Genomic DNA, 23,379 nt, shown 5'->3' with positions numbered 1-23,379 from the left:
TTGCTACCTCCTTTATTATCGTGAATGCATCATCTGTGGTGATACATCCTGAATCACTCTTGCGAACAAAATCGATTCAGTGAGGGTGTAAGATCTAAAATAATTACTACCGCGAATTATTTTAGATAGTGAAAAAATAATTAATGTGATGAAGATCCGTTAATCACGCATCTGCGATTAATAATTTCGCAGCGCAAAAAATAGGCTTACCTATTGCAAAGACTGGTAAAATTTTTTCCAATCTTCCTCCATTTTTTGCTATGTTTAGCTTCCGTTTAATTACTCAGGAGTATAGGGCATAGCCCGCTGTATGGACCCTCATCGACGTCTTTTCACCTTCTGGCATTTTTCTGCCACCGCTACCTGCTACGCTTTTTTACCAGCAACGATTGTCTCTGCCGTGCGTGACATCGCGATGACTCCGTCTGTCGTGAACTGGAGCAACTCATGGAATTCTTAATGGATCCCTCTATCTGGGTCGGTTTATTGACGCTGGTCGTCCTTGAAATCGTCCTCGGTATCGACAACCTGGTCTTTATCGCTATCCTCGCGGATAAACTGCCGCCGAAACAGCGTGACAAAGCGCGGCTGATCGGTCTGTCGCTGGCGCTGTTTATGCGTCTGGGGCTGCTGTCAGTCATCTCGTGGATGGTGACCTTAACCAAACCGCTGTTCAGCATTGCGGATTTCTCTTTTTCCGGGCGCGATCTCATCATGCTGCTCGGGGGGATATTCCTGCTGTTTAAAGCGACGACGGAACTGCATGAACGGCTGGAGAACCGCCAGCACGATGCCGGTCATGGTAAAGGTTATGCCAGTTTCTGGGTGGTGGTGTTACAAATCGTCGTGCTGGATGCGGTCTTCTCGCTGGATGCAGTCATTACCGCCGTCGGGATGGTCAACCATCTGCCGGTGATGATGGCCGCGGTGGTCATTGCGATGATGGTGATGCTGCTGGCCTCTAAGCCGCTGACCCGTTTCGTGAACCAGCATCCGACGGTCGTGGTGCTCTGTCTGAGCTTCCTGCTGATGATCGGCCTGAGCCTGGTGGCTGAAGGCTTCGGTTTCCATATTCCGAAAGGGTACCTGTACGCCGCTATCGGCTTCTCGATCACCATTGAGTTCTTCAACCAGGTGGCACGACGCAACTTTATTCGTCACCAGTCGACGCTGCCGTTACGCGCACGCACGGCTGACGCTATCCTGCGTATGATGGGCGGGCGCAAACAGCACGCCGTGAGCCACGATGGCGAGAGCCCGGCGCCGGTTCCGGTGCCGGAAGGGGCGTTTGCGGAAGAAGAGCGTTATATGATTAACGGCGTCCTGACCCTGGCACAGCGTTCATTGCGCAGCATCATGACGCCGCGCGGTGAAATCAGCTGGGTGAATGCGGAACAAAGCGAAGAAGAAATTCGCCGTCAGCTGCTCTCTTCGCCGCACAGTCTGTTCCCGGTATGCCGGGGCGAACTGGATGAAATCATTGGTATCGTACGGGCCAAAGAGATGCTGGTGGCGCTGGAGGCCGGTGAGAACGTCGCCGCATTAGCCTCGGCTTCGCCGGCGATTGTGGTCCCGGAAACGCTGGATCCTATCAATCTGCTGGGGGTGCTGCGTCGCGCTCGCGGAAGCTTCGTCATCGTGACCAACGAGTTTGGCGTGGTGCAGGGGCTGGTGACGCCTCTGGATGTCCTTGAAGCCATCGCCGGGGAGTTCCCTGATGCCGATGAGACGCCGGAAATCGTCGCGGATGGCGACGGTTGGCTGATTAAAGGATCAACCGATCTGCATGCCTTACAGCAGGCGGTCGGGCTCGATGACATCGTCGATGAAGATGAGGATATTGCGACGGTAGCCGGACTGGTCATTGCCGTGAACGGCCATATACCGCGTACCGGCGATATTGTTGAGCGGGCGCCGCTGCAGTTTACCGTCCTCGAAGCGAACGACTATCGTGTCGATCTGGTGCGCGTAGTCAAAACGGTGCATGACAGCCAGGAAGAAGAATAATCCTCCGGTGTCGTCAAACTGATCGGCCGGTCTCCGCTGGAGGCCGGCCGGTTTTATTATCTGCCATCGCCTCGACCTGACGTCGGGCCGCCAGCCACTGCGGAAAGTCTTCAACCGGCATCGGCCTGGCATAGTAAAATCCCTGCAGAATATCAACGCCGTGGCGCCGCAAATATTCGTCCTGCTGCTGGGTCTCCACACCTTCTGCCACCGTCACAATATTCAGCCGGTGCGCCAGCGCAATAATGATATCCGTTACCGTCGCATTCACGCTGTCGATACCGATAGCGCTGGTAAAGGATTTATCAATTTTCAGCACGTCAGGCCGCAGTTTTTCCAGCCAGGAGAGCGAGCTGTTGCCGGTGCCAAAGTCATCGATAGCCAGGTGCACGCCTCTGAAATGCAGATGTTCCGCCATGTGGTGATCGCCGTCCTGAAGCACGTCCCGCTCGGTGAGTTCAACCACCAGCTGCTGCACCGGGTAGGCGCTGAACCAGAGTTTATGCAGATCGCGCAGCAGTTCACCCTCGGCAAAATGGCGAGCGGCGACATTAATCGAAATGTGAAAATGTTTATCGTGGGGGAATAGCGAAAGCTGGCGTGCGGTTTCCGCAATGACATAGCGGGTGAGGGGAATGATCAGGTTGTAGCCTTCGGCGATAGGAATGAACACATCCGGCGATATGTTTCCCCGTCGCGGATTGTTCCAGCGGAGTAAAACTCGACGCCGGTACATTTTCCCGAATGCAGATCCTTCAACGGTTGGCACCACAGCTTGAATTCGCGGGCGGCGATGCCGAGGCTGATTTCCCGGGAAAAACTCATCCTGCCTGCGGTAGCCAGCCAGGCTATTCCGGTCATCAGTAGACTCAGGATCAGCGCCAGCGGCAGTTCGCCCGGCAGTTCGTGGAGGGCGATAGCGGAAGCGCCGGGACCGCTGACGTTGATGGCAAACGGGAACTGGGTCGAATGTTGACGGTATATCACAGACTCGCCGGGAAGCACCGGATGAGCAACCACCCCGGTCCCGCTGATAAAGTTGCGGGGGCCGACGCTCAGTCCAATACCGGTAATCAACGATGATTTTGCGTTGAGAATTAACTCTCCCAGCAGCTCAATATTGATGATCATCATCACGCCGTCGGCGCTATTGAACGCCGAGGGATACCATTGAATTAAGATGGGCGAGCCGACCAGCAGCGTGTTATCGGTTGAAAAAGCCAGCAGCTCCCGCTGGACTGGCAGGTCGGGTTGCAGCTGATGAATAGAGACGTTGCGATCGCCAAAGATGCTGGAGCAGTAGAGAATATTCGACTTAACCAGCACGATCGAACGCACGGTCTGTAGCGAGGCCGCCAGTTTGCGCAGCGGCAGACGCACATCCTCGCAGGGTTTCCCCACCAGCTGAAGCAGCGAAAGGTGTTGTTCCGATAACGGGCGTAAAATTTTATCCATCGCCACCACCATTTTATTGGTGGTCATCTGGACACGCTGCTGATTTAAACTACGCTGCGAAATAAATCGGATCGCCAACGTGGTCGTCAACGTCAGGAGCGCAACAATCAAACAAATGACAATCCGCTTACGACGGTATGTCGAAATGACCTTTTGTGCATTTTGCATGCGCGACACCCTGTCGACTCTTTGTGTGGAGTAGAATAACAACCGCCATTCAGCAAGTGTAGTGGGTGTAAATAAATAACCGAGAAAAATGCGCCCGGAAGGGCGCATTTGATGGGGAGAGTTTAGTCACACTGAACTTTGATTGCCAGACCACCGCGAGAGGTTTCGCGATACTTGGCGTTCATGTCTTTACCGGTCTCATACATGGTCTCAATAACTTTATCGAGAGAGACGCGCGGTTCGCTGGTGCGACGCATGGCCATACGCGCGGCGTTGATCGCCTTCACGGATGCAATCGCGTTACGTTCGATGCACGGAACCTGTACCTGGCCGGCAACCGGGTCGCAGGTGAGGCCCAGGTTATGCTCCATCCCGATTTCTGCCGCGACACAAACCTGTTCCGGGCTGGCGCCAAGAAGTTCGGCAAGACCGGCTGCCGCCATGGAGCAGGCCACGCCAACTTCACCCTGACAGCCGACTTCCGCGCCAGAAATAGAGGCGTTCATCTTGTACAGGGTGCCAACGGCGCCGGAGGCCATAAAGTAGCGAATATAAATATCCGGGCTGACCGATTCGATAAAATGATCGTAGTAGGCGAGTACCGCCGGTACGATTCCGCAGGCGCCGTTTGTGGGGGCCGTCACCACGCGTCCGCCGGCAGCGTTCTCTTCGTTTACGGCCAGGGCGAACATATTCACCCAGTCAACGACGTTCATCGGGTCGTTTGACAGCTTATCGCTGGCTACCAGCAGACGACGCAACGCAGAGGCGCGACGAGGAACTCGCAGCGGGCCAGGCAGCACGCCTTCGGTATTCATCCCGCGATCGATACAGGCGCGCATGGTCTGCCAGACGTGAGCAAAATAGTCTTCAATCTCTTTTTTGCTGTGGAGAGCCAGCTCGTTTTGCATCACCATGCCGGAGAGCGACAGCCCGGTCTCTTTGCAATAGGCCAGCATCTCCTGCGCCGATTTGTACGGGTAAGGCACGCACAGTTCGTTGGCACTTTCTTTACCGAAGTGCTCTTCGTCGACGATAAAACCGCCGCCAATAGAGTAGTACGTTTTGCTGTAGATCTCTTTGTCGCCCGCCCAGGCATGAATCGTCATGCCGTTCTCGTGCAGCGGCAGGTTGTCGCTACGAAAGCGCATGCCGTCATCCGCCGGGAAGTCAACTTCATGCTGCCCTTGTGCCAGCAGCAGACGTCCGCGGGTTTCAACGTCGCGGATAAATGCCGGTATCGCGTCAATATCGACCGTATCGGGCTGATTACCCGCCAGTCCCATAATGATGGCGATATCCGTATGGTGGCCTTTGCCGGTTAATGAAAGTGAGCCGTAGACATCGACTGCCACGCGGGTCACTTCATTAAGCAATCCCTTTTCGACCAGGTCATCGACGAACTGTTTACCGGCCTTCATCGGGCCTACAGTATGGGAAGATGAGGGACCAATCCCCACCTTGAACATGTCGAATATACTAATCACGATAATACTCCTGACAGGGTTACCGCAGCGGCGGTAACGATGTGATAACTGCGCATAGTGTAAGAGGGAACCGAACCATCAGCTTAACTATTCACATGAATTAAACTAATGGATAACGGTGAATTTACTAATGGTGAGAGCGCATTCTCATTTTGAGTATATACCCGAAACAGATACCCCGACGACGGGGATCGCGACGGGTCCGAAGCGAGGGAGGCGGCCGGAATTTCAGCCGCGTCAGGCATGATGAAGAAAACTAAGGTTTAGTCCCGATTTGCAGCGCCAGTTCGCGAATAATACCGGCGGTCATTCCCCAGACGAAATAGTGCTGATACCACGACAGCCAGACGCGATGCGAGTTACCGCGGCGGTGAATATCCAGCGGGTGGTAGCGTCCCAGACGCAGCGCTTCAGCGAGCGGCATCTCGAACACCGCAGCGACCTCATCCTGACTGGCGTGATAGTGGAGATTCGGCGGAATGATGCCGACCACCGGCGTGACCTGGAAACCGGTCACGCTGTCTACCGGCGGCAGCACGCCGATAATCTCGACCGACCCGGGGGGAATGGCGACCTCTTCCTGCGCTTCGCGCAGCGCGGCGGCAATCAGCGTGGCATCGGTGGCATCCACGGCGCCGCCGGGGAAGGCAACCTGACCGGCGTGTTTACGTAGCCGCGGCGAGCGTTGGGTTAACAGCAGTCCCGGCTGCGGACGACGAACGATAGGCACCAGCACCGCAGCCTGGCGCTGATTCAGCGCATTGCGCGAGGGCTGCGGGCGCAGTAATTGAAAACGCGAAAGAAAGTCGTCCAGCTCAAGGGCGCCATCCGCCATGTTCTAGCTCTCCAGTTGTTGCAAAATACGATTAACTTTATCAAACGTTTCCTGATATTCGGCCGCTTCTTCGCTGTCCGCCACGATGCCGCCGCCGGCGGAACAGTACAGTTGACCGTGCCAGGCCGTCAGCGTACGAATAGTAATACTGGTATCCATATTGCCACACAGGCTCAGATAGCCGATACTGCCGCACCACGCATTGCGGCGCTGCGGTTCGAGCTCATCGATGATCTGCATCGCCCGCACTTTGGGCGCGCCGGTAATCGACCCGCCGGGGAAGGCCGCACGCAGCAGGTCGCTGGCATGCAGATGAGCCGGCAACCGGGCGGTAATGGTGCTCACCAGGTGGTGCACCGCCGGGAACGGCTCAACCACAAACAGCTCCGGAACCCGTACGCTACCGGCTTCGGCAACCCGACCGATGTCATTACGCATCAGATCGACAATCATCAAATTCTCCGCCCGATCTTTAGGCGAGCTGGCCAGCTTCTCCGCCTGACGGGCGTCCTGCTGCGGATCGGCCAGACGCGGCAGCGTACCCTTAATCGGGCGGGTCTGAATTTCGCCCTGGCGAAGCTGGATAAAGCGTTCCGGCGAAAGGCTGAGTACGGCGCCGTCCTGCAGACGAATAAAGGCGCTGAACGGCGCGCGATTGACGCGGTTCAACTGGCAAAATGCCTGCCACTCATCGCCGCGATAGCTGGCCTGAAAGCGCTGAGCCAGGTTGACCTGATAGCAGTCGCCGCTGTGCAGCCAGGTCTGAATCTGACGAAATTTTTCTCCGTACTGTTCGCGGCTCATATTGGAGCGCCAGGCGGACGTCAGCGCAAACGGGGTCGTTGGCGCGGCGGACTGCGCCTCCAGCCAACGCAGGCGGGCGTGCGGATCGCCATAGCTGAGCAGCGACACTTCGCGGCGCTGGTGATCGACAATCAGCGCCCAGTCATAAATACCGACGGCCATATCCGGCAGCGCGATATCCGCGACGGCGTGCGCGGGCAGAGATTCAAAACGGCGTCCTAAATCATAGCCGAATAACCCCAGCGCGCCGCCGAGGAACGGCAGATGAGGATGCGCCTGTGGCTTTAATCCGCAGCGATCCAGCTGCGTCTGCAGCAGCGTCAGGGGATCGGCCGTTGAGCTGCTCCGCGTCTGACCGTCATCCACCGCGGTTATTTCACCGCGGGTCAGCAGCGTCGTGAGCGGATCGGCGACGATAATGTCAAAACGGTTATGCGGATGGTCAGCAAAACCAGAATGCAGCAGCATCGCCCACGGGGTTGTGCTTAAAGGAGTAAAGTAACGCTCGGCAGCATCCGGGTGCCATGGCAGGGTAATAATAGCGGGGGACAACATCTTCCTCGATCCTAATCGTCACCGTCCTCTGGAAAATCAGGCGGGCGGCATGAAATAATTACGCCACACAATGTAGCAGGAGTGAGTCATGTTTGCAGGTTTACCTTCGCTGAGCCACGAGCAGCAGCAAAAAGCGGTAGAACGTATTCAGGAGCTGATGGCTAACGGGATGAGTAGCGGTGAAGCCATTGCGCTGGTGGCGAGCGAACTGCGCGCCACGCATACCGGCGACCGGATCGTAGCGCGCTTTGAAGATGAAGACGAAGACGAGTAATTACACCGCGGCGATAATTTTAATTTCGACTTTGTATTCAGGCTTCATTAACGCGGCCTGAACGGTGCAGCGTACCGGGGCGTGACCGGCAACCACCCAGGCGTCCCAGGCTTTATTCATGGCGGCAAAATCGCTTTTGTCCGCCAGGAAAATGGTGGCATCAAGAATACGTGACTTGTTGCTGCCCTGTTTTTCCAGCACCGCGTCAATCTGCGCCAGGGTGTTCGCGGTTTGCTCACAGGCGTCCGCGTCAAGGTTGGCCGGTACGCCGGTGTAGTAAAGGGTCTGGTTGTGGATGACGACATCAGACCAGCGGGCTTCCGCATCGATACGCGTAATTGTCATTTTCATTTCCTTCGGTTTTATTCCATCAGACAGCGGCAAGACTGCCATAATGTTCTGCCCACGTCACTACCCGGGCTGGTGAAACGACGCCCTCCCTGACATAATCACTGTCCAAATAACCAGGGGGCAATGTGATCGACGATTTTGCAGCAGACGGCCAGCTGGCCAGCGCCATTCCGGGATTTAAACCGCGCGAACCGCAGCGCCAGATGGCGGTGGCGGTGGCCCACGCCATAAAAGAGGCGCGGCCGCTGGTGGTTGAAGCCGGGACCGGGACCGGGAAGACCTATGCCTATCTGGCGCCGGCACTGCGGGCCAACAAAAAGGTGATCATCTCCACCGGTTCGAAAGCGCTGCAGGATCAGCTCTACAGTCGCGACCTGCCAACGGTGGCAAAAGCGTTGAACTTCACCGGCAGGCTGGCGCTGCTGAAGGGGCGGTCAAATTACCTGTGCCTTGAGCGTCTTGAGCAGCAGACTCTGGCCGGCGGCGATCTGCCGGTGCAAACCCTGAGCGACGTCATTTTGCTGCGATCCTGGTCTAATCAAACCATTGATGGCGATATCAGCACCTGCGTCAGCGTCGCCGAAGACTCTCAGGCCTGGCCGCTGGTGACCAGTACCAATGACAACTGTCTCGGCAGCGACTGCCCGCTGTACAAAGATTGCTTCGTCGTTAAAGCGCGTAAAAAGGCGATGGATGCCGATGTGGTGGTGGTTAACCACCACCTTTTCCTTGCCGATATGGTGGTGAAGGAGAGCGGTTTCGCCGAGCTCATCCCCGAAGCGGAGGTGATGATCTTCGATGAAGCTCATCAGCTTCCGGATATCGCCAGCCAGTATTTTGGCCAGTCGCTCTCCAGTCGTCAGCTGCTGGATCTGGCGAAAGATATCACCATTGCCTACCGCACCGAGCTGAAAGATACCCAGCAGCTGCAAAAGTGCGCCGACCGGCTGGCCCAGAGCGCGCAGGATTTCCGCCTGCAGCTCGGCGAGCCCGGCTATCGCGGCAATTTGCGCGACCTGCTGGCGGACAGCAACATTCAGCGGGCGCTGCTGCTGCTCGATGACGCACTGGAGCTGTGCTATGACGTGGCAAAACTGTCTCTGGGTCGTTCGGCGCTGCTGGATGCCGCCTTTGAACGCGCGACGATCTATCGTGCGCGGCTCAAGCGACTGAAAGAGATCAACCAGCCGGGCTTCAGCTACTGGTACGAATGTACTTCCCGCCACTTTACCCTGGCGTTGACGCCGTTGACCGTGGCCGAAAAATTTAAAGAGGTGATGGCGCAGAAAGCGGGGAGCTGGATTTTTACCTCCGCGACGCTGTCGGTTAATGACGATCTTCGTCATTTCACCGCGCGGCTTGGCATCGAAGAGGCGGAATCGCTGCTGCTGCCCAGCCCGTTTGATTACGCGCATCAGACGCTGCTCTGCGTGCCGCGCAACCTTCCTCTGCCAAATCAGCCCGGTGCCGCGCGACATCTCGCCGCGATGCTCAAGCCGTTGATTGAAGCTAACGACGGCCGCTGCTTTATGCTGTGCACCTCGCACGCGATGATGCGCGATCTGGCGGAGCAGTTCCGCGCCACCATGACTTTACCGGTTTTGTTACAGGGGGAAACCAGTAAAGGGCAGCTGTTGCAGCAGTTTGTCAGCGCCGGCAACGCTCTGCTGGTGGCGACCAGCAGCTTTTGGGAAGGGGTGGATGTGCGCGGCGATGCGCTATCGCTGGTGATTATCGATAAGCTGCCGTTTACCTCACCGGACGATCCGCTGCTGAAAGCGCGAATGGAAGACTGTCGCCTGCGCGGCGGCGATCCGTTTGACGAAGTCCAGCTGCCGGATGCGGTCATTACGCTGAAACAAGGGGTCGGGCGTCTGATCCGCGATATCGACGATCGCGGGGTGCTGGTCATTTGCGACAACCGGCTGGTGATGCGCCCCTATGGCGCCGTCTTCCTCGCCAGCCTGCCGCCAGCGCCGCGAACCCGCGATATCCGCCGGGCGGTGCGTTTCCTCGCCGTGCCGCCGGCGAGGTAATCTGTCGCAAAATGTGGTAAGCTGCGCGCCATTTTGTCAATCTGCTAGAGCGAGAGCGCGACAACTCATGCGAATTTTGGCTATCGATACCGCCACGGAGGCCTGCTCCGCGGCGCTGTGGAATGATGGCACCCTTTGTGCTCATTTCGAAATTTGTCCCCGTGAACATACCCAACGTATTCTGCCGCTGGTGCAGGATGTCCTGAATGAAAGCAATGTCTCACTGACCGAGCTGGACGCTCTGGCCTTTGGCCGCGGGCCAGGCAGCTTTACCGGCGTGCGCATTGGTATAGGCATTGCTCAGGGGCTGGCGCTGGGGGCTGAACTGCCGATGATTGGCGTATCGACCCTGGCGACCATGGCGCAGGGCGCATGGCGTAAAACCGGGGCCACCCGCGTTCTGGCGGCCATCGATGCCCGAATGGGTGAAGTGTACTGGGCCGAATATCAGCGCGATGAGCAGGGCGTCTGGCACGGCGAAGAGAGCGAAGCGGTGCTGAAACCTGATGCCGTTCGCGAACGTCTGCAACAGCTGGACGGTAGCTGGGCGACGGTAGGGACCGGCTGGCAGGCCTGGCCCGATCTGGCGAAGGAGACTTCGCTGGTCTTAACCGACGGTGATATGACGCTACCGGCGGCGGAAGATATGCTGCCGCTGGCCTGCTACCTGCTCGCTGCCGGGAAAACCGTTGCTGTAGACAAAGCCGAACCGGTTTATTTGCGTAACGACGTGGCGTGGAAGAAACTTCCTGGCCGAGGATGAATCTCAGTAGGTATAAGACTGAGAGAAGGAGTCGCATCATGGCGGGTCAAAACAAAGCAGTACGTTGGTTATTAGCGGGCGCCGTTGCCGTCGCGTTAAGTGGATGCGTGTCGGTGCCGGACGTGATTAAAGGCTCCAGCCCGACGCCACAGCAAGATTTAGTCCGGGTCATGGCCGCGCCACAGCTCTACGTTGGTCAGGAAGCCCGTTTTGGCGGTAAAGTCGTCAACGTCCAGAATCAACAGGGTAAAACCCGTCTGGAAATTGCCACGGTTCCGCTGGACAGCGGTGCCCGGCCTGAGCTGAACGAAGCATCACGCGGGCGCATTTTCGCCGATGTGAACGGTTTCCTTGATCCGGTTGATTTCCGCGGCCAGCTGGTGACCGTCGTTGGCCCGATTACCGGCGTCGTTGACGGAAAAGTCGGCAGCACACCGTACAAATTTATGCTGATGAATGCGACCGGCTATAAGCGCTGGAACGTGGTGCAGCAGGTGGTGATGCCGCCGCAGCCCATCGATCCGTGGATGATCGGTCCGCGCCCCTGGGCTTACGGTTATGGCGGCTGGGGCTGGTACAATCCGGGCCCTGCGGAAGTCAGAAATGTTGTAACTGAATGATTTTGTGGTTTTTGTAAGCTAAAAGAAACAGCGGCTTGTCCGCTGTTTCTTTATTTTTGGACTAATAAGAAAAATAAATAGTGACGCGCTTCGCAACCTGTAAAACGCCTAATTAATAAACTGGTACGCTGAGTTAATATAATGTTAACAGAATGTTTGTTGATCAGGGGCTGTGATGACGACGAATAACTATTTCAGAGGTGATGCAGTGAAAAAGGTTTGGCTAAACCGCTATCCCGCCGATGTTCCGGCGGAGATAAATCCTGACCGCTACCAATCCCTGGTTGAATTATTTGAACATGCCGCCACGCGCTACGCCGACCAACCGGCGTTTATCAACATGGGCGAGGTGATGACCTACCGTAAGCTGGAGGAGCGCAGCCGGGCGTTCGCCGCTTATCTTCAGCAGGGGCTGGGGCTGCAAAAGGGCGATCGCGTCGCGCTGATGATGCCTAACCTGTTGCAATACCCCATTGCGCTCTTCGGTATTCTGCGCGCGGGGATGATTGTGGTGAACGTCAATCCGCTGTATACGCCGCGTGAGCTTGAACATCAGCTGAATGACAGCGGAGCGGCGGCGATTGTGATCGTCTCCAACTTTGCCCATACCCTGGAGAAAGTGGTCGAGAAAACTCAGGTTAAACATGTGATCCTGACCCGGATGGGCGATCAGCTCTCGACAGCGAAAGGCACCCTGGTGAATTTCGTGGTGAAGTACATCAAGCGCCTGGTGCCGAAGTATCACCTCCCCGATGCGATCTCTTTCCGCAGCGCGCTGCATGCCGGTTATCGCATGCAGTACGTTAAACCCGACATTGTCTGTGCCGATCTGGCTTTCCTGCAGTACACCGGTGGCACTACCGGCGTGGCGAAAGGGGCAATGCTCACCCACCGCAATATGCTGGCTAACCTCGAGCAGGTGAATGCGACTTACGGGCCGCTGCTACATCGTGGGAAAGAGTTTGTCGTGACGGCGCTGCCGCTGTACCACATTTTTGCGCTGACCATGAACTGCCTGCTGTTCATTGAGCTCGGCGGCCAGAACCTGCTGATTACCAACCCGCGTGATATCCCGGGGCTGGTCAAAGAGCTGGCAAAATACCCGTTCACCGCAATGACCGGGGTCAATACGCTGTTCAACGCCTTGCTTAACAACAAAGAGTTTCAGCAGCTCGATTTCTCTTCTCTGCATCTTTCCGCCGGCGGCGGAATGCCGGTGCAGCAGGTGGTGGCCGAGCGGTGGGTTAAGCTCACCGGTCAGTATCTGCTGGAGGGCTATGGCCTGACGGAGTGCGCGCCGCTGGTCAGCGTGAACCCGCACGATATTGACTACCACAGTGGCAGTATCGGGCTGCCGGTTCCGTCGACCGAAGCGAAGCTGGTGGACGATGACGATAATGAGGTCGCGCCGGGCCAACCGGGCGAGCTGTGCGTGAAAGGCCCGCAGGTGATGCTGGGCTACTGGCAGCGCCCCGATGCGACCGCTGAAATCATCAAAAACGGCTGGCTGCATACCGGCGATATTGCGGTGATGGACGATGAAGGCTTTTTGCGCATCGTCGATCGCAAAAAAGATATGATTCTGGTCTCCGGGTTTAACGTCTATCCGAACGAAATCGAAGATGTGGTGATGCAGCATTCGGGCGTTCAGGAGGTGGCTGCCGTTGGCGTACCGTCGGGAAGCAGCGGTGAAGCGGTGAAGATTTTCGTCGTCAAGAAAGACACGTCGCTGACCGAAGAGGCGCTGATCACCTTCTGCCGCCGCCAGCTGACCGGATACAAAGTACCGAAACTGGTTGAATTCCGTGATGAACTGCCGAAATCCAATGTTGGAAAAATTTTACGGCGAGAACTGCGTGACGAAGCCCGCGCTAAAGTAGACAATAAAGCCTAAGGTATACGAGAGTCGCCAGACGCCGGCTAAGCCGGCGTTTTTTATGGGCGCAAGTTAAGAGAGCATGATTTGAACTATCAGATGATCACCACCGACGATGGTCTTCGCGCCATCTGTGAAGCGGCAAACGCGGCACCCGCGATTGCGCTGGATACAGAATTTGTCCGCACCCGCACCTACTATCCGCAGCTGGGCCTGCTGCAGCTGTTTGACGGGGAACAGGTTTCGCTGATTGACCCGCTGGAGATAACCGACTGGGCGCCGATGCGTGAGCTGCTGCTGAACAAAGACGTCACCAAGTACCTGCACGCTGGCAGTGAAGATCTGGAAGTGTTCCTCAACACCTTTAACCTGATGCCGCAGCCGTTGATTGATACCCAGATTCTGGCCGCTTTTTGCGGGCGCCCGATGTCCTGGGGATTTGCGTCAATGGTGGAAGAGTATACCGGCATTGCGCTGGATAAGAGCGAGTCGCGCACCGACTGGCTGGCTCGTCCGCTGACCCAGCGTCAGTGCGACTATGCGGCGGCAGATGTCTGGTATCTTCTGCCGATCGCCAGCAAGCTGATGGCGGAAACCGAGGCCGCTGGCTGGCTGGATGCCGCGCTGGACGAGTGCCGTCTGATGCAGCAACGCCGTCAGGAAGTGCAGGACCCGGCGCAGGCGTGGCGTGATATCGGCAACGCCTGGCAGCTGCGCACCCGTCAACTGGGCTGTCTGCAGCTGCTGGCGGAGTGGCGTTTACGTAAGGCGCGCGATCGCGATATGGCGGTCAATTTTGTCGTTCGTGAAGAGCATCTGTGGAACGTGGCGCGCTATATGCCGGGGAGTCTCGGTGAACTTGATAGCCTCGGCCTGTCCGGCAGCGAAATTCGTTTTCACGGTAAGACGCTGATCAGTCTGGTGGCGAAAGCCCAGGAGTTGCCTGAAGAGGCGCTGCCGGAGCCGCTGCAAAACCTGATCGATATGCCGGGCTACCGCAAAGTCTTTAAAGAGATTAAAGCGCTGGTGCAGGAAGTGAGTACCGAGAAGGGGCTGAGCGCTGAGCTGCTGGCGTCAAGACGACAGATTAATCAGCTGCTGAACTGGCACTGGCAGTTGAAAAGCGGAAACGGGCGACCTGAGCTGATTTCCGGCTGGCGAAGCGAGCTGATGGCCGATCGTCTGCAGGCGTTGTTAAGCGAATACCCGCGCTAAGCCACAGCAAAAAGCCCGGACAGACTCTCCGGGCCACTAAGTCGACCAACCCGATAGCGCAAGGCTGTCGGGTTTATTTGGCTCAGGACTTCGACTCTTCCGTTTCTGGCAAAGTCACGTTCAACTCCAGAATCGAAATATCGCCATCCCGTTGTTCCAGCTGAACGCTGACCATTTCCGGGTCGATCTGCACATACTTACAGATCACTTCCAGAATATCTTTTCGTAGCTGCGGCAGGTAATGTGGTTCAGCATCGCCGCGACGACGCTCCGCGACGATGATTTGCAGGCGCTCTTTCGCAATGTTGGCCGTGTTCTTTTTCCGCGAGAGAAAAAAGTCGAGTAATGCCATAATTTATCCTCCGAACAGGCGTTTGAGGAAACCTTTCTTCTCTTCTTCAATGAAGCGGAAAGGACGTTCTTCTCCGAGCAGACGTTCAACCGTATCGGCATAGGCCTTGCCTGCGTCTGACGCGTCATCCAGGATAACCGGCTCACCCTGGTTTGATGCCCGCAGCACGGACTGATCTTCCGGGATTACGCCTACCAGATTGATACGCAGGATTTCCAGAACATCTTCCATGCTCAGCATGTCGCCTTTGTTGACACGACCTGGGTTGTAGCGGGTCAGCAGCAGGTGTTCTTTGATCGGCTCATCGCCATTTTCCGCGCGGCGGGATTTGGAGGCGAGGATACCGAGGATACGGTCGGAGTCACGAACGGAGGAGACTTCCGGGTTGGTGGTGATGATGGCTTCATCGGCAAAATAGAGCGCCATCAGCGCACCGGTTTCGATGCCTGCAGGGGAGTCGCAGACCACAAAATCGAAATTCATCTTTTTCAGTTCTTCGAGAACTTTATCTACACCTTCGCGGGTCAGCGCATCTTTATCACGCGTCTGGGAGGCGGGGAGGATATAGAGATTGTCGGTGCGTTTATCTTTGATTAACGCCTGATTCAGCGTGGCATCGCCCTGAATCACGTTGACGAAGTCATAAACGACCCGACGCTCGCAGCCCATAATCAGGTCGAGGTTACGCAGACCGATATCAAAGTCGATAACGACAGTTTTCTTTCCCTTCTGGGCCAAACCGGTAGCGATGGCCGCGCTGGAGGTGGTCTTGCCAACGCCCCCTTTACCCGAAGTCACAACAATAATGCGTGCCATAGAAATTCCTTGTTAAAAAGGGACTAACTCAACGGTTGAATAGTCAAAGCGGTATCACCCAGACGCAGGCGGGCCGCTTTGCCATAAAATTCGGCCGGGATATTATCACTCAGCCAGTATTCCCCTGCGATGGAAACCAGTTCCGCCGTGAGGTGTGAACAAAATATTTGCGCTTCTCTGTCGCCGCCTGCGCCCGCGAGTGCGCGTCCCCGCATCATGCCATAAACATGGATGTTACCATCGGCAATAAGTTCCGCACCGGCACTCACATGATTTGTAACAATCAGATCACAGTTTGGTGCATAAATGCGCTGACCGGAACGTACCGGCAGATCAATTAAACGCGTTTTTGTGATCGGATTAACAACTGGCGGCGGCGCGACCGGCTCTGGCGTCGCCTGGCGGGGGATTTTCTCTTTCCCTTCCGTCAGTAAAGGAATCCCGGTGCGGTCGATTTCCGTTTTCAGCCGCGGGATTTTGCAACCACTCACGCCCATAATCCGTAAACCGGTGCTCGCAATGGCTTCATGCATAGGGCGCCAGTCAACGTCGTTTTCGACATTGCTGATATTCACAACGACCGGAGCGTGACGTAAAAAAGCGGGAGCCTGGGCGATCTTGTCTTCTAACGCCTGACGAATAACCTCGGGATTTGCGTCGTGCAAATGAACGACAGATAAGGTGAAGCTACTGCCCTTAAGTTCGATTGGCGTATTTGACATCCTGGCCTTACTCAATTTGCTGTTTATCACCCGCCGAAGTGCGGTGATATTCCGAAGACTAAAAGGCATGTTATAGTCACTCATATATTGAGGCAAGTGACCACGGGTCTAATTCCGAGTAAAACTATGTTTTGTGTGATCTATCGAAGTACTAAACGTGAGCAAACCTATTTATATGTCGAAAAAAGGGACGATTTCTCACGCGTTCCTGTCGAACTGATGGCAAGCTTCGGCACGCCGCAGATGACCATGCTTTTACCGCTCGACGGACGGAAAAAGCTTGCCGGTGCCGATCTGGAAAAAGTCAAACAGTCGCTGATTGATCAGGGCTATTATCTCCAACTTCCTCCTCCGACTGAGAATCTACTTAAGAAACACCTGGCGGAACAGGGGAATAAATCTGATTAACCCACCGAGGGGAAATAATGTACCAACATCATAACTGGCAGGGAGCATTACTGGATTATCCGGTAAGTAAAGTCGTTTGCGTGGGCAGCAATTATGCAAACCACATTAAGGAAATGGGCAGTGCAATGCCGGAAGAACCGGTGCTGTTTATTAAACCTGAGACGGCGCTATGCGATATCCGCCAGCCGTTGGTGCTCCCCGAAGGATTGGGTTCGGTGCATCACGAAGTTGAACTGGCGGTGCTGATTGGCAGCACGCTGCGTCAGGCGACGGAAGAGCACGTGCTAAAAGCGATTGCGGGCTACGGCGTGGCGCTGGATCTTACCCTGCGCGATCTGCAGGGTAAGATGAAAAAAGCCGGCCAGCCGTGGGAAAAAGCCAAGGGCTTTGATAATTCTTGCCCGGTTTCCGGTTTTATTCCGGCGGCAGAATTTCATAGCGACCCGCAAAATACGCCGCTGAGCCTGAAAGTGAACGGCGATGTTCGCCAGCAGGGAACGACGGCCGATATGATCCATAAAATCGTTCCGCTGATTGCCTATATGTCGCGTTTCTTTACGCTCAAAGCCGGCGATATCATCCTGACCGGCACGCCAGAAGGCGTCGGGCCGCTGAGTAGCGGCGATGAGCTGGAAGTCGGCTTTAATGGTCTGACGCTCTCCACCCGCGTACTGTAACGTCCTTTTGCCGCCTTTGCGGGCGGCAAAACTTGCATCAGCGTGCCAGACTGGTTATAAGGTGCACCCTGAATGGCAATGACGGACATCCCCTATGAGCGAACAACTTTTCTGGCAGCAAAAAACACTTGATGAAATGACCGACGCGGAGTGGGAATCACTGTGCGACGGCTGCGGACAGTGCTGCCTGCATAAGCTGATGGATGAGGATACGGATGAGATCTATTTCACCAACGTCGCCTGTCGTCAGTTAAATATTAAAACCTGCCAGTGCCGGAACTATGAGCGACGTTTCGAGTATGAGCCGGACTGCATCAAGCTGACCCGCGATAATCTGCCAACGTTCGAATGGCTGCCGCCGACCTGCGCCTATCGCCTGCTGGCGGAAGGGAAGCCTCTGCCGCACTGGCACCCGCTGCTCAGCGGCTCGAAAGCGGCGATGCATGGCGAACGCATCTCCGTACGCCATATTGCGGTTAAAGAAGAGACGGTGCGCGACTGGCAGGATCATATCCTCAATAAGCCCGACTGGGCGCAGTAAAGCGTTACCGCTTGCTAACGTTTGCTAAAACCCGCCGCGAGGCGGGTTTTGTGTTTCAGGCTCTCTGAGCGGCGGGGTCAGGCTTTCTTAGCATGAAACAGGCCGTTTTCGCCATGGCTCTCTTCTTCAACCCAGAAGTTGATATTGAACTGGGCATCATCGCTCATCTCGATGCGGTGCCAGTACTGCGGCGGGCTGGTGGCAAACTGGCCGGCGTTAATCACCACTTTGACTTCCGGTTCGCTTGCCTGTTCGTCAGCAAAGCCATAATAGGTGACGGTTCCTTCCATCACGCACAGCTGGCCGAAAACGCCGGCGGCGGTATTGTGGTGGCTGAGCAGGGCGGCGGGGACGTTCTGTTTGGTGAAAAATGGCGTGGAGCGTTTAACTTTCCAGTGAGCAGGAATACGCAGGTGTGACATCGTCGGCTCCTTAGTGGATACTTAAAAGATGCATTTAATATGCATCTTTTAAGGTGGCGTCGTCAATCGACAGGCAAAAAAAAACGCCCCTGAAGGAGCGTTTTTACTACCACGAACTTAGCGGCCGAAGAGATCGCGTTTTTTCGGTTTGAAAGGCTGGGCAATCAGCACCAGCAGCGCCACGATCAGATAGGCGGCGAAGATCCCCACCAGCCACTGCGGCATCTCCAGCGTCAGAAACTCCCACTGACGAACGGAGCAGTCGCCGCTGGCGACGAACATCTGCGGGATCCATTTATCCAGCGGGAGCCACGTCGGAAAACGGGCGGCGAAATCGCAGGTCTGGAACGGGGAAGGGTGCAGCTGAATCATGGTGTGTTCCCACGCCAGCTGCAGACCGCGCAGCGCGCTGTATAGCCAGATGACCAGCGCCACATAGCGTAACGGCGTTTTTGGCGCGATGGCTCCGACAATACCGGCGCCCATAATGCCTAATAATGCACAACGTTCATAAATACACATCACACAGGGTTGCAGCAACATCACGTGCTGGAACCACAGTGCGACTAATTCAAGGATAAAAGCGGTTAACGCCATCAGGAGCCAGGCTCCGCGTCCCCTCGAGCACTGGTTTAAATATCGCAACATAGTCATTTCCCTGGAACATGCTAAATCATGGCAGTGTAAACGAAAACCGAACCGACGCCAGCAGCAAGCCCGAAAATATTACGTAAAAGAATTTTGACCTTCCGCCGATCGGCGGCGGAAGGTCGCTTTCGTATTCAGGGGAGCAGCGGCGTTACGATCCACTGATGATCGAGCATCCACTGGGTAACAGGCATCAATGTGAATTCAACGCACAGCAGCCCCACCAGGGTCATGACGATGGTGTAGGGCAGCGCCATCCACACCATGCGGCCATAGGAAAGGCGAATCAGCGGCGCCAGCGCGGAGGTCAGCAGGAAAAGAAACGCTGCCTGGCCGTTAGGCGTGGCGACGGAAGGCAGGTTGGTGCCGGTATTGATCGCCACCGCCAGCAGTTCAAACTGCGGCAGGCTGATAACGCCGTTGTGCAGCGCCGTGCGGGCTTCGTTGATATACACCGTGCCGACGAAGACGTTGTCGGAAATCGACGACAGCAACCCGTTAAACAGATAGAACAACGACAGCTGGGCGTGCGGTGAGGCCTGGAGGACAAACTGAATCACCGGCGTAAACAGGTGCTGGTCGATGATCACCGCAACCACGGCGAAAAATACGGTCAGCAGGGCCGTGAACGGCAGCGCTTCGGTAAAGGCTTTACCAATGGCGTGTTCATCGGTGACGCCGGAAAAGGTGGTGGCCAGAATAATCACCGACAGGCCAATCAGCCCGACTTCAGCGAGGTGCATCGCCAGCGCGGTCACCAGCCAGATGCCGATAATCCCCTGAGCAATCAGCCGCAGGCGATCCTGACGGCTGCGCTGCTGGCGGCTGCGATCGTCGAACTCTTGTAACACCTTACGTACGGCTGGCGGCAACGGCTCGCCGTAGCCGAACCGTTTGGTTTTCTCCAGCAGCAGGCAGGTCAGCAGGCCGCAGATCATGACCGGTAGCGTCACCGGCGCCATCCGCAAAAAGAACTCGCCGAAGTGCCAGCCCGCCGCCTTGGCAATAATCAGGTTTTGCGGCTCGCCCACCATGGTCATCACGCCGCCCAGCGCCGTCCCGACGCCCGCATGCATCATCAGGCTGCGCAGAAAGCCGCGGAACTGTTCCAGCACTTCACGATAATGCTGGTCGATGTGGCTATCGTCGAGGATATCGTTATCATCCGGGCGCGCGGAGGCGACGCGGTGATAAATGCCGTAGAAGCCAACGGCGACGCTGATCACGACCGCCACAACGGTCAGCGCATCGAGGAAGGCGGAGAGGAAGGCCGCGGCGAGACAAAAAGAGAGCGACAGCAGCATCTTGCTGCGAATCCCCAGCAGCAGGCGGGTAAAGATAAACAGCAGCAGCTGCTTCATAAAATAGATCCCCGCCACCATGAACATCAGCAGCAGGAGCACTTCCAGATTGCTGGCAATCTCTTCACGGACATGTTCCGGGCTGGTCATGCCGATCATCACCGCCTCAATCGCCAGCAGGCCTCCCGGCAGGAGCGGATAACACTTGAGCGCCATGGCGAGGGTAAAGATAAATTCCACCACCAGCATCCAGCCGGCAATAAACGGATTGAGGTGAAAAACCAGAGGGTTAACGATTAAAACAATGATGAGAGTGAGTTTATACCAGTCAGGGGACTGGCCAAGAAAATTGCGCCACAGAGCGCGGCCATAAGACATTTCCACGACAGACTTCCTTCCCGTCAAATTAATGACATAATTTTACGTGTAACTATTCACAAGATTACCAGTTGAGCAAAACGGGAAGCAACTTACTTCGCCCCGCGTTCGCGCAATGACGGAGAGAACGAAAAGTTGAAAATGAAACGCCGATCCCCTTTTAATTACTTCCTGACGCTATCTGCTCTATAGCGGCTCTGGTATGATGAGTGGAATATGCAACGCTGTGTAATGGAAATCTAATTATGGTCATTAAGGCGCAAAGCCCTGCGGGTTTCGCGGAAGAGTACATCATCGAGAGTATCTGGAATAATCGTTTTCCCCCAGGCACCATCCTCCCCGCCGAACGTGAACTTTCTGAACTCATTGGTGTAACCCGCACCACCTTACGCGAAGTGTTGCAACGTCTGGCCCGCGATGGTTGGTTGACGATTCAGCACGGCAAGCCGACGAAGGTGAATAATTTCTGGGAAACCTCCGGGCTGAATATTCTCGAAACTCTGGCGCGTCTTGATCATGACAGCGTTCCGCAGCTGATCGATAACCTGCTGTCGGTACGTACCAATATCTCGACCATCTTCATCCGCACCGCGTTCCGCCAGCATCCCGACAATGCGCTGGAAGTACTTGCCAGCGCGCGGGAAGTCGAAGATCACGCCGACGCGTTTGCCGAGCTGGATTACAACATTTTCCGCGGCCTGGCGTTCGCCTCCGGGAACCCGATTTACGGCCTGATCCTCAACGGAATGAAAGGGCTGTACACCCGCATCGGTCGTCACTATTTCGCCAACCCGGAAGCGCGCAGCCTGGCGCTGGGCTTCTATCATCAGCTGGCGAAAGTGTGCGAAGAGGGGCTGCACGAGAAGGTTTACGAGATTGTCCGTCGCTACGGCCACGACAGCGGCGAGATCTGGCACCGGATGCAGAAAACCATGTCGGGTGATTTAGTCATCGGCATGCGTTAAGGTATGTTGAGGTTATAAAAAATGCCCGGCAAGTGGACTGTCGGGCATTTTTTTATCGTTTTACAGCGCGTTCTGGCGCGGCGGGCTGCGCTCCAGCAGCTCGATACTGCCATCGGCATTTTGTTGTTCCAGCAGGATATCAAACCCCCACAGACGATGGACGTGCTTGAGCACTTCGCGACGCCCTTTATCCAGCGGGACGCGGTTGTGCGGCACATAGCGCAGCGTCAACGAGCGGTCACCGCGTAGATCGACGCTCCACACCTGAATATTCGGCTCAAGGTTGCTGAGGTTGTATTGGGCGGACAGCTTCGAGCGGATCTCCCGATACCCCTCCTCGTTATGGATAGCGGAAATCTCCAGGTAGTTGTTATGATCGTCATCCAGCACCGTAAAGAAGCGGAAATCGCGCATGACCTTCGGTGACAGGAACTGACTGATAAAACTCTCGTCTTTGAAATCACGCATCGCGAAATGCAGCGTTTCCAGCCAGTCAGAGCCGGCGATATCCGGGAACCAGTAGCGGTCTTCTTCGGTCGGCGACTGGCAAATACGCTTAATGTCCTGGAACATGGCGAAGCCCAGGGCGTACGGGTTAATCCCGTTATACCACTGGCTGTTATAGGGCGGCTGGAATACCACGTTGGTGTGGCTGTGCAGAAACTCCAGCATAAAGCGCTCCGTCACTTTCCCTTCGTCATAAAGGTGATTGAGGATCGTGTAATGCCAGAAGGTGGCCCACCCTTCGTTCATCACCTGGGTCTGCTTCTGCGGATAAAAATACTGGCTGACCTTGCGCACGATCCGCAGGATTTCGCGCTGCCACGGTTCCAGCAGCGGCGCGTTCTTCTCCATAAAGTACAGCAGGTTCTCCTGCGGCTCTGAAGGGTAGCGGCGGGCCGACTCAATGGTCTTCTCTTCTTCCCGCTTCGGCAGGGTGCGCCATAGCATATTCACCTGGCTTTGCAGATACTCTTCCCGGCTTTTCTGCCGCGCTTTCTCCTCCTGCAACGAGATTTTTTGCGGGCGTTTGTAGCGATCGACGCCGTAGTTCATCAGGGCATGACAGGAATCGAGGAGTTTCTCAACCTCATCAACGCCGTAGCGCTCTTCGCAGTCGGTAATGTATTTCCGGGCGAAAATCAGATAATCAATGATCGAGCTGGCGTCGGTCCAGCTGCGGAACAGATAGTTGTTTTTGAAAAAAGAGTTGTGACCGTAGCAGGCATGCGCCATGACCAGCGCCTGCATGGTGATCGTGTTCTCCTCCATCAGGTAGGCGATGCAGGGATTGGAGTTAATCACAATCTCATAGGCCAGCCCCTGCTGACCGTGCTTATACGCCTGCTCGGTTTCGATAAACTTTTTACCGAACGACCAGTGCGGGTAGTTGATGGGCATGCCGACGCTGGAGTAGGCATCCATCATCTGCTCGGAAGTAATGACTTCGATCTGGTGTGGATAGGTGTCGAGACGGTACAGCTTCGCTACCCGGTCAACCTCGGCAAGGTAGGTTTCCAGCAGTTCAAAAGTCCAGTCGGGTCCATCGCTTAAACGAGTGGTGTCCCTGTTCATGGAATCAATCGTAGCCATTAGCGCGCCCTCGTTGTAGGTGGCTCTCTCTGTACGGAAAGCCTCTCATCAAGCATAGAACAGGGGATGACAAACTGCGCCTCCCGACAATTTCTTTTCTTCGCGATTTC

General features: G+C 55.8%; 22 protein-coding genes and 1 pseudogene. 11 read left to right on the top strand and 12 right to left on the bottom strand.

The genetic code is table 11. The features are described 5' to 3' along the window. Positions 1–447: 447 nt before the first annotated feature. Complete coding sequence (yoaE, locus tag ROR01S_RS00800; protein WP_004863902.1) at positions 448–2,007, top strand: CNNM family cation transport protein YoaE; 1,560 nt, start codon at positions 448–450, stop codon at positions 2,005–2,007. A 13-nt stretch (positions 2,008–2,020) separates the two neighbouring features. Here the strand turns inward: yoaE and pdeD are convergent. The 4 genes and pseudogenes from pdeD to pabB all read right to left on the bottom strand — a co-directional run bounded on the left by pdeD (position 2,021) and on the right by pabB (position 7,311). Beyond that, positions 2,021–3,630: pseudogene (gene pdeD, locus ROR01S_RS00795) on the bottom strand (cyclic di-3',5'-guanosine monophosphate phosphodiesterase PdeD). Between the two features lie 122 nt (positions 3,631–3,752). Continuing rightward, positions 3,753–5,117, bottom strand: coding sequence for an L-serine ammonia-lyase (sdaA, locus tag ROR01S_RS00790; protein ID WP_004863895.1), 1,365 nt, complete (start codon positions 5,115–5,117; stop codon positions 3,753–3,755). 256 nt (positions 5,118–5,373) lie between these two features. Next, a complete protein-coding gene (locus tag ROR01S_RS00785) occupies positions 5,374–5,952 on the bottom strand; it encodes a CoA pyrophosphatase (protein WP_004863892.1) in 579 nt (192 codons plus the stop codon). Between the two features lie 3 nt (positions 5,953–5,955). Next, positions 5,956–7,311: an aminodeoxychorismate synthase component 1 gene (pabB, locus tag ROR01S_RS00780; RefSeq protein ID WP_064358995.1), complete on the bottom strand. Its 1,356-nt coding sequence runs from the start codon at positions 7,309–7,311 to the stop codon at positions 5,956–5,958. Positions 7,312–7,399: 88 nt separating this feature from the next. Between pabB and ROR01S_RS00775 the strand changes: the two genes are divergently transcribed. Continuing rightward, positions 7,400–7,585, top strand: coding sequence for a YoaH family protein (locus ROR01S_RS00775; RefSeq protein ID WP_004863886.1), 186 nt, complete (start codon positions 7,400–7,402; stop codon positions 7,583–7,585). On the opposite strand, the gene ROR01S_RS00770 is transcribed toward ROR01S_RS00775, so the two are convergent. Next, positions 7,586–7,930, bottom strand: a complete 345-nt coding sequence (locus ROR01S_RS00770) for a RidA family protein (RefSeq protein WP_004863882.1) — start codon at positions 7,928–7,930, stop codon at positions 7,586–7,588. A 131-nt stretch (positions 7,931–8,061) separates the two neighbouring features. On the opposite strand from ROR01S_RS00770, the gene yoaA reads away from it, so the two are divergent. The 5 genes from yoaA to rnd all read left to right on the top strand — a co-directional run bounded on the left by yoaA (position 8,062) and on the right by rnd (position 14,446). Next, positions 8,062–9,972 (top strand): DNA repair helicase YoaA, encoded by a 1,911-nt coding sequence (gene yoaA / locus ROR01S_RS00765; RefSeq protein ID WP_004863879.1) that lies wholly within the window; start codon positions 8,062–8,064, stop codon positions 9,970–9,972. 67 nt (positions 9,973–10,039) lie between these two features. Continuing rightward, complete coding sequence (tsaB, locus tag ROR01S_RS00760; RefSeq protein ID WP_004863876.1) at positions 10,040–10,735, top strand: tRNA (adenosine(37)-N6)-threonylcarbamoyltransferase complex dimerization subunit type 1 TsaB; 696 nt, start codon at positions 10,040–10,042, stop codon at positions 10,733–10,735. Between the two features lie 38 nt (positions 10,736–10,773). Further along, positions 10,774–11,355 (top strand): Slp family lipoprotein, encoded by a 582-nt coding sequence (locus ROR01S_RS00755; protein WP_004863873.1) that lies wholly within the window; start codon positions 10,774–10,776, stop codon positions 11,353–11,355. 208 nt (positions 11,356–11,563) lie between these two features. Beyond that, positions 11,564–13,249, top strand: a complete 1,686-nt coding sequence (gene fadD / locus ROR01S_RS00750) for a long-chain-fatty-acid--CoA ligase FadD (protein ID WP_155728869.1) — start codon at positions 11,564–11,566, stop codon at positions 13,247–13,249. A gap of 81 nt (positions 13,250–13,330) precedes the next feature. After that, entirely contained in the window at positions 13,331–14,446 is a 1,116-nt protein-coding gene (rnd, locus tag ROR01S_RS00745) for a ribonuclease D (RefSeq protein WP_004863868.1), read from the top strand. Between the two features lie 82 nt (positions 14,447–14,528). Here the strand turns inward: rnd and minE are convergent, their stop codons facing one another. The 3 genes from minE to minC are packed head-to-tail and all read right to left on the bottom strand — an operon-like array spanning position 14,529 to position 16,336. Continuing rightward, a complete protein-coding gene (gene minE / locus ROR01S_RS00740) occupies positions 14,529–14,798 on the bottom strand; it encodes a cell division topological specificity factor MinE (RefSeq protein WP_002910902.1) in 270 nt (89 codons plus the stop codon). Positions 14,799–14,801: 3 nt separating this feature from the next. Continuing rightward, a complete protein-coding gene (gene minD / locus ROR01S_RS00735; protein ID WP_004863866.1) occupies positions 14,802–15,614 on the bottom strand; it encodes a septum site-determining protein MinD in 813 nt (270 codons plus the stop codon). Positions 15,615–15,637: 23 nt separating this feature from the next. Beyond that, the gene (gene minC / locus ROR01S_RS00730) at positions 15,638–16,336 is read right to left on the bottom strand and encodes a septum site-determining protein MinC (RefSeq protein ID WP_004863864.1); all 699 of its coding nucleotides are present in this window, start codon (positions 16,334–16,336) and stop codon (positions 15,638–15,640) included. Positions 16,337–16,462: 126 nt separating this feature from the next. Between minC and ROR01S_RS00725 the strand changes: the two genes are divergently transcribed. The 3 genes from ROR01S_RS00725 (at position 16,463) to ycgN (ending at position 17,962) form a co-directional block, all read left to right on the top strand. After that, a complete protein-coding gene (locus ROR01S_RS00725) occupies positions 16,463–16,744 on the top strand; it encodes a YcgL domain-containing protein (protein ID WP_004863862.1) in 282 nt (93 codons plus the stop codon). A gap of 17 nt (positions 16,745–16,761) precedes the next feature. Next, positions 16,762–17,421, top strand: a complete 660-nt coding sequence (locus ROR01S_RS00720; protein ID WP_004863860.1) for a fumarylacetoacetate hydrolase family protein — start codon at positions 16,762–16,764, stop codon at positions 17,419–17,421. 94 nt (positions 17,422–17,515) lie between these two features. Then, complete coding sequence (gene ycgN / locus ROR01S_RS00715) at positions 17,516–17,962, top strand: cysteine cluster protein YcgN (RefSeq protein ID WP_004863857.1); 447 nt, start codon at positions 17,516–17,518, stop codon at positions 17,960–17,962. 77 nt (positions 17,963–18,039) lie between these two features. On the opposite strand, the gene ROR01S_RS00710 is transcribed toward ycgN, so the two are convergent. From ROR01S_RS00710 to nhaB, 3 genes are all read right to left on the bottom strand, one after another. After that, positions 18,040–18,384, bottom strand: coding sequence for a TehB family protein (locus ROR01S_RS00710; protein WP_004863851.1), 345 nt, complete (start codon positions 18,382–18,384; stop codon positions 18,040–18,042). A gap of 117 nt (positions 18,385–18,501) precedes the next feature. Further along, positions 18,502–19,032 (bottom strand): disulfide bond formation protein DsbB, encoded by a 531-nt coding sequence (dsbB, locus tag ROR01S_RS00705; RefSeq protein ID WP_004863849.1) that lies wholly within the window; start codon positions 19,030–19,032, stop codon positions 18,502–18,504. A 134-nt stretch (positions 19,033–19,166) separates the two neighbouring features. Next, a complete protein-coding gene (nhaB, locus tag ROR01S_RS00700) occupies positions 19,167–20,717 on the bottom strand; it encodes a sodium/proton antiporter NhaB (protein WP_004863846.1) in 1,551 nt (516 codons plus the stop codon). A gap of 239 nt (positions 20,718–20,956) precedes the next feature. On the opposite strand from nhaB, the gene fadR reads away from it, so the two are divergent. Continuing rightward, positions 20,957–21,676 carry a fatty acid metabolism transcriptional regulator FadR gene (fadR, locus tag ROR01S_RS00695; protein WP_004863845.1) on the top strand — a complete coding sequence of 240 codons (720 nt, stop codon included), beginning with the start codon at positions 20,957–20,959 and terminating at the stop codon, positions 21,674–21,676. Positions 21,677–21,736: 60 nt separating this feature from the next. Here fadR and ROR01S_RS00690 read toward each other — a convergent pair whose 3' ends face one another. After that, positions 21,737–23,269 carry a SpoVR family protein gene (locus tag ROR01S_RS00690; RefSeq protein ID WP_004863842.1) on the bottom strand — a complete coding sequence of 511 codons (1,533 nt, stop codon included), beginning with the start codon at positions 23,267–23,269 and terminating at the stop codon, positions 21,737–21,739. Between the last annotated feature and the right edge of the window lie 110 nt (positions 23,270–23,379).

Source organism: Klebsiella ornithinolytica NBRC 105727 = ATCC 31898 (assembly GCF_001598295.1).
Lineage (GTDB): Bacteria > Pseudomonadota > Gammaproteobacteria > Enterobacterales > Enterobacteriaceae > Klebsiella > Klebsiella ornithinolytica.
This window is presented reverse-complemented; position numbering and strand designations above follow the sequence as displayed.

What these genes read in the sequence shown, in the direction of transcription:
- yoaE (WP_004863902.1), top strand. Translation starts at nt 448, where the DNA reads ATGGAATTCTTAATGGATCCCTCTATCTGGGTCGGTTTATTGACGCTG.
- ROR01S_RS00785 (WP_004863892.1), bottom strand. Translation starts at nt 5,952, where the DNA reads ATGGCGGATGGCGCCCTTGAGCTGGACGACTTTCTTTCGCGTTTTCAA.
- pabB (WP_064358995.1), bottom strand. Translation starts at nt 7,311, where the DNA reads ATGTTGTCCCCCGCTATTATTACCCTGCCATGGCACCCGGATGCTGCC.
- ROR01S_RS00775 (WP_004863886.1), top strand. Translation starts at nt 7,400, where the DNA reads ATGTTTGCAGGTTTACCTTCGCTGAGCCACGAGCAGCAGCAAAAAGCG.
- ROR01S_RS00770 (WP_004863882.1), bottom strand. Translation starts at nt 7,930, where the DNA reads ATGACAATTACGCGTATCGATGCGGAAGCCCGCTGGTCTGATGTCGTC.
- tsaB (WP_004863876.1), top strand. Translation starts at nt 10,040, where the DNA reads ATGCGAATTTTGGCTATCGATACCGCCACGGAGGCCTGCTCCGCGGCG.
- ROR01S_RS00755 (WP_004863873.1), top strand. Translation starts at nt 10,774, where the DNA reads ATGGCGGGTCAAAACAAAGCAGTACGTTGGTTATTAGCGGGCGCCGTT.
- rnd (WP_004863868.1), top strand. Translation starts at nt 13,331, where the DNA reads ATGATCACCACCGACGATGGTCTTCGCGCCATCTGTGAAGCGGCAAAC.
- minE (WP_002910902.1), bottom strand. Translation starts at nt 14,798, where the DNA reads ATGGCATTACTCGACTTTTTTCTCTCGCGGAAAAAGAACACGGCCAAC.
- minD (WP_004863866.1), bottom strand. Translation starts at nt 15,614, where the DNA reads ATGGCACGCATTATTGTTGTGACTTCGGGTAAAGGGGGCGTTGGCAAG.
- minC (WP_004863864.1), bottom strand. Translation starts at nt 16,336, where the DNA reads ATGTCAAATACGCCAATCGAACTTAAGGGCAGTAGCTTCACCTTATCT.
- ROR01S_RS00725 (WP_004863862.1), top strand. Translation starts at nt 16,463, where the DNA reads ATGTTTTGTGTGATCTATCGAAGTACTAAACGTGAGCAAACCTATTTA.
- ROR01S_RS00720 (WP_004863860.1), top strand. Translation starts at nt 16,762, where the DNA reads ATGTACCAACATCATAACTGGCAGGGAGCATTACTGGATTATCCGGTA.
- ycgN (WP_004863857.1), top strand. Translation starts at nt 17,516, where the DNA reads ATGAGCGAACAACTTTTCTGGCAGCAAAAAACACTTGATGAAATGACC.
- ROR01S_RS00710 (WP_004863851.1), bottom strand. Translation starts at nt 18,384, where the DNA reads ATGTCACACCTGCGTATTCCTGCTCACTGGAAAGTTAAACGCTCCACG.
- dsbB (WP_004863849.1), bottom strand. Translation starts at nt 19,032, where the DNA reads ATGTTGCGATATTTAAACCAGTGCTCGAGGGGACGCGGAGCCTGGCTC.
- fadR (WP_004863845.1), top strand. Translation starts at nt 20,957, where the DNA reads ATGGTCATTAAGGCGCAAAGCCCTGCGGGTTTCGCGGAAGAGTACATC.
- ROR01S_RS00690 (WP_004863842.1), bottom strand. Translation starts at nt 23,269, where the DNA reads ATGGCTACGATTGATTCCATGAACAGGGACACCACTCGTTTAAGCGAT.